This window comes from Kitasatospora sp. NPDC059795 (assembly GCF_042732175.1).
In the GTDB taxonomy this organism is placed as follows: domain Bacteria; phylum Actinomycetota; class Actinomycetes; order Streptomycetales; family Streptomycetaceae; genus Kitasatospora.
In genome coordinates this window covers 531,407-536,899 of sequence record NZ_JBHWID010000003.1, presented here as the reverse complement: position 1 = coordinate 536,899, position 5,493 = coordinate 531,407, and the positions used below count along the sequence as shown (strand labels likewise).

The window sequence follows — 5,493 nt, the reverse complement described above, 5'->3', positions numbered from 1 at the left end:
CGGAGGGGGTGCCGTTGGGAGACACGGTGCCTGCGATGTCGATGGAGACGGGGCGGTTGAAGTCGTCGGAGGGGGTGCCGTTGGGAGACACGGTGCCTGCGATGTCGATGGAGACGGGGCGGTTGAAGTCGTCGGAGGGGGTGCCGTTGGGAGACACGGTGCCCGCGATGTCGATGGAGACAGGGCAGTTGAAGTCGCGCGGGATGCCGCTGGCGGAGGGGGTCCCGGCTACGGCGGGGGTGCCGTTGTCGCCGGCGGATGGGGCTGAGACGGCGGCGTTGAAGGTTGGGGGTACGCCGCTCGCGGCGGGCGTGCCGGCTACGCCCGGGGTGCCGTTGTCGTCGGCCGATGGGGCTGAGACGGCGGCGTTGAAGGTTGGGGGTACGCCGCTCGCGGCGGGCGTGCCGGCTACGGCGGGGGTGCCGTTGTCGCCGGCGGACGGGGCCGAGACGGCGCAGTTGAAGGTTGGGGGTACGCCGCTCACGGAGGGGGTGCCGCGGCAGTCGACCGAGGCCGGGCAGCGGGCGGGCGCCGCCAACGGAACCAAGGCGGCCGCCAACTCGGACTCGGGGAAGGCCGGGCAGGGGTTCGAGGTGAGCCCCGACCAGTACAAGGCGGCCGTCTCGCCGGTGCTGGCCGCGTCGGAGCAGATCTCGTCGCTGGCCTCGTCGCTGTCCTCGTACCTGCCGTCGATGGAGAGTCAGAACCCGTGGGGCAACGACGAGTCCGGCAAGCAGTTCGCCGAGGGTGAGAAGGGCTACCTGCTGTACAGCCACAACACCGTGAAGACGCTCCAGAGCCTGGTGAAGGAAGTCCGCGACATCGCCGACGGCCTGAAGCGCATGGGGGAGAGCTACGAGGCCGCCGAGGAAGGCGCGACCGGCTCCTTCACCGGCATGGGCGACAGTGACGTCCCGATGCCGCCCTCGCCCGGTACCGCACCGACCGTGCCGTCGCACGTCCGCCCAATGATGACGCCCGGCATGACCAGCTCGAACGGAAGGCACTGACCCATGGCTGTCGAACTCCCGGAGCCCCTCCAGTGGGTGCTCCTGCTGCTCGCCGGCTGCCGCTGGCCGGAAGCCGACGAGGACCAGCTCCGCGACATGGCCGACCAGTGCCGCAAGGCGTCGGAGAGCCTGAAGGACGCCACCCAGGGCGCGGACGCGGCGATCAAGCGCGCGCTGGAGGGCCAGCAGGGCACCGCCGCCGAGTCGTTGGGCAAGTACTGGGACGGGTACACCGTCGGCAAGGGCACCGAGGACGACCCGGGCCGACTGACCGCGACCATCAACGCGCTCAGCGGCATGGGTGACATGCTGGAGCAGGTGGCCAACTCGGCCGAGACCGCGAAGATCCAGATCGTGGCTCAACTCGGCATCCTAGCCTTCGAGTTGGCGACGGCGGAGGCCGAAGCGGTGGTCACCGCGGGCGCGTCGATGGTGCAGGTGCCCGGGTTCATCGCGGCGGCGCGTGCGTTCGTCCAGACGACCCTCAAGACCCTGCTCAAGGACATGATCAAGATGGCGGCCAAGCAGGCCGCCCAGATGGCCGCGATCAACCTGATGGCCCAGGGCATCGAGCTCGCCGAGGGCCACCGCAAGAGCATCGACTGGAAGGAAGTCGGCGACAACGCCAAGGGTGGCGCGATCGGCGGCGCCGCCGGCCACCTGATCGGCGCGGGCCTGGGCGGCGCGGCCGGCAAGATGGGACTGGGCAACCTCGCGAACTCCGCAGGCGGCAAGATGGCCATCGGTGCGGCCACCGGCGTCGGCGCGGACGCCGCCACCCAGTACATCACCACCGGCAAGGTGGACACCTCCTCCCTGCTCGGCTCCGGCCTCTCCGGCGGCGCGGGCGCAGGCATGAGCCACATGGCACAGGGGGCCGCCGGCAAGCACGCGCCCGCCCCCAAGCCCGGCGACGCCCCGCACATCCCCGACCCGGTCGGCGCCGGCCAGGGCGGACGCCAGGACGGCCCGCCGAAGTTCACCAAGCCCGACACCTCCTCCGGCGACAGCGGCAGCTCCTACCAGGGGCCCTCCGGCGATTCCGGAAGCTCCAACTCGGGTGGCGGCAAGTCGCGTTCGGACGGCTGGGACTCCAGCGGGTCCAACTCGGGCGGCAGCAAGTCGCGTTCGGACGGCTGGGACTCGTCGGGCGACTCCAACTCGGGTGCCGGGCGCTCGGGTTCGGGCGACTCCAAGGTCGGCGGACTGTCCCCGTTCGGCTCCGGCCGCAGCAGCGGAGACGCTCCGCCGTCGTACGAGCAGGCGACGGGCGGCGGGAAGGGCCACGAGCAGGCTCCGCCGTCGTACGAGCAGGCGACCGGCGGTGGCAGGGGTCACGAGCAGGCGCCGGCGCACGAGCAGACGTCGAGTGGTGCCAAGGGTCATGAGCGGGCCGAGGCGATTCCGCAGACGCGGGAGCCGCTTGTCGAGCAGACCCCGTCGCGGCCGGCGCGCGAGGAGGCTCCGCCGTCGTACGAGCAGGCGACCGGTGGCGGCAAGGGTCACGAGCAGGCGCCGGCGCACGAGCAGACGTCGGGCGGCAGCAAGGGTCATGAGCGGGCCGAGGCGATTCCGCAGACGCGGGAGCCGCTTGTCGAGCAGACCCCGTCGCGGCCGGCGCGTGAGGAGACCCCGCCGTCGTACGAGCAGGCGACGGGCGGTGGCAGGGGCCACGAGCAGGCTCCGCCGTCGTACGAGCAGGCGACCGGTGGCGGCAAGGGTCACGAGCAGGCGCCGGCGCACGAGCAAACGTCGGGCGGCAGCAAGGGTCATGAGCGGGCTGAGGCGATTCCGCAGACGCGGGAGCCGCTCGTTGAGCAGACCCCGTCGCGGCCGGCGCGTGAGGAGACCCCGGCGGTCCGGCCCGAGCGTGAGCCGTTGTCGGGCCAGGAGCCGGCGCGCCCCGTTCACAACGAGGCGGCCAGCACGCCTGCCCGTGACAACTCCACATCCGGGCACGAGAGTTCGGCGAACGACCGGGACTCCGTCCAGCCCTCCGGCGACGACAGCGCCTCGCGTCCGGCTGCCGGCGGGCCGGTTCCCAACATGTCCGGCGTGCTGGGCGGCGCGGCGCACCTCGCAAGTGCGGCGTCCTCGTCCGGCCACGGCGGTGGCAGCAGCAGTGGCGGCACGCACCTCGACGGTGCCCGCGGCGCGACCCTGCCGCGTCCGGACGGGGCGACCGTCCCCGGCCAGGGCATGCCCGAGGGCCTCGGCGACAACATGCCCAACTCCGCCACCCAGAGCCCGAACCAGGGTGCCGTCCCGCCGATGGGCGGCGCCGGGTTCACCCCCGGCCCGGTCGGCGGCGGCAGCCACATCGGCGGCGGGTCCCGACCTGACGCACCGTCAATGTCCGGTGCTCCCAGGCCTGGAAGCCAGAGCGGTGCCGTCCACGGCGGCGGCGGAAGCCAGCAGGGTGGCGGCTCGTTGCGCCCCGGCGGTGGTCGTGGTGCCCGGCCGGAGACGCACGCCGCGCCGGAGCAGCAGCACACCCCTGCCCCGAAGCCGACCGAGCACGCCGGTGCGGCACCACACGGCGCCGAGCACCCGCCTGCGCCGCACGAGCAGCAGCAGTCGCACGACGGCAGCAACCGGCCGCACGAGTCGCAGCCGCACGAGGGCGAGCCGCGTCCGCGCTCGACGGACAAGCGTCCGATCGACGAGCCCGGCGGGCTGAAGGCACCCTCCGAGCACGACCAGAAGCGGATCGAGGACGCCGTCCCGCGCGACGAGGACGGCAAGCCGAAGATCCACCCGGACCCCCAGCAGGGCGACTGGGTCAAGCAGCTCAACGGCGACGGCCCGCACGCGCCCGGCCGCAACAACAACTGTGCCGACGCGGCGCTGTCCTTCATGGACACCTACAACGGCCACCCCACGGCGGCCGCGCCGCGCGTGGAGAACAACGGCGCCGGCGAGAAGGGCGGCCGCGACCGGATCGAGCAGTCGCTGGGCGGCAGGTTCGAGCACCAGGGCGCGGGCTCGGGAGGCCACGAGAAGCTCCAGAAGACGCTGCTGGAGAGCGGTCCGGGCTCGCAGGCGCTGATCATCAGCACCGACGGCGAGGGCCGCTCGCACGCCTGGAACGTGGTCAACCACGACGGCAAGATCGTCTACGCCGACCCGCAGATGGGCCGGACCAGCGACAAGCCGCTGTACGCGGGCGAGGGCGGCCTGTTCGCCGTCCCGCTCGGGCCGAACGGCAGCGCGCTCCACCCGACCAACCATGGTGCGAACCACGGCGCGAACCAGGGCGGGAACACCGGCAACCACCAGGCCGGCGCCCGTCCCGAGACCACGCCGAAGCACGAGACCGCGCCGAAGCCGGAGACGGCCCCGAAGCACGAGGATTCGCCCACGCCGGAGGCCCAGCAGCGGCCCGAGCCGCACCCCGAGGCGCAGCCCGAGCACGAGAACAACTCGCCGTCGGAGGAGCACCGACCGGACGACTCGCCCGGTGCCCTTGACGATGCGCCGCCGGTCACCGAGGCGCACGTCCCGACTCCGGAGCGGATGACGGAGTACGGCGACACGCTGGGAATCCCGAAGGACCAGCTGCCGGTCATGGTGTTCGTCCCGGAGGGCGCCACCGTCTCCACGCCGTTCAAGGACTTCGCGAGCGGGGTCGTCGGCAAGGACGGGCTCCCGAAGTCGACCCTCGACCTCACCCTCGGGGACATCGACGGCGGCCGGACGGGCGACCACAGCTCCGCCACCGACTTCGTCCGCCGCATGGGCGAGGGCGCCTACATCGGTCCGAAGGACGGTCGTCCCGGCATCCTGGTCGTCAACCAGTCGACCGCGGTGGGCGGTTTCACCCAGGAGCATGTGATCCAGCACGAGCTGGGCCACCACAAGCAGGTCCTGGACGGCTTCGGCATCGACAAGTCGACCACGAACCCCGCGCTGATCGAGTACCACAACATCTTCACCAACGAGTCGAAGTTCGTCGGTGAGGGCGGCAACCTCCGCAAGGAGTACGTGCCGGCGGACGGGCAGGGCGGCCTGTCCGGCAAGGCTGCCGACGTCGCGAAGGCTGCGCTGAAGGATGCCGACCCGAGCTTCAAGAAGTTCCGGGTGCCGCCGGAGGACTACTGGAAGGCGGCCAAGGAGGTCTCGAAGCACGGTTCGCCCAACGAGAAGAAGCTGTTCAGCAGGATCGAGCAGGAGCTCGACTCCGGGCGCTACGCCGGTGACAACAAGTCCAGGAACAACTTCGCGAAGGCGTTCCTGGAGGCGCACGCGGCCAAGCCCGCGCCGACCACGGGCAACGAGCACGTGCCGCCGACCAGTTCTCCGTCGTCGGAGTCCTCGTCCGCGTATGTGCCGCCGAGTGCGGGTGCTGTGCCGCCGCCTCCGCCGCCGCCCCCGCACGTCGCGCCGAACCACGGTGCCACGCCGCCTGCGCATGTGCCGCCGAGTGCGGGTGCTGTGCCGCCGCCTCCGCCGCCGCCCCCGCACGTTGCGCCGAACCACGGCG

General features: G+C 72.3%; 2 protein-coding genes and 1 pseudogene. 2 read left to right on the top strand and 1 reads right to left on the bottom strand.

Translation table 11 applies throughout. From position 1 onward, the window contains the following. A pseudogene (locus tag ACFV4P_RS09500) lies at window positions 1-484 on the bottom strand (hypothetical protein); the annotation flags it as partial. Between the two features lie 7 nt (window positions 485-491). On the opposite strand from ACFV4P_RS09500, the gene ACFV4P_RS09495 reads away from it, so the two are divergent. After that, complete coding sequence (locus ACFV4P_RS09495) at window positions 492-1,010, top strand: hypothetical protein (protein WP_380469091.1); 519 nt, start codon at window positions 492-494, stop codon at window positions 1,008-1,010. A 3-nt stretch (window positions 1,011-1,013) separates the two neighbouring features. Further along, the coding region (locus ACFV4P_RS09490; RefSeq protein WP_380469089.1) for a toxin glutamine deamidase domain-containing protein at window positions 1,014-5,493 on the top strand (4,480 nt) is incomplete at its 3' end.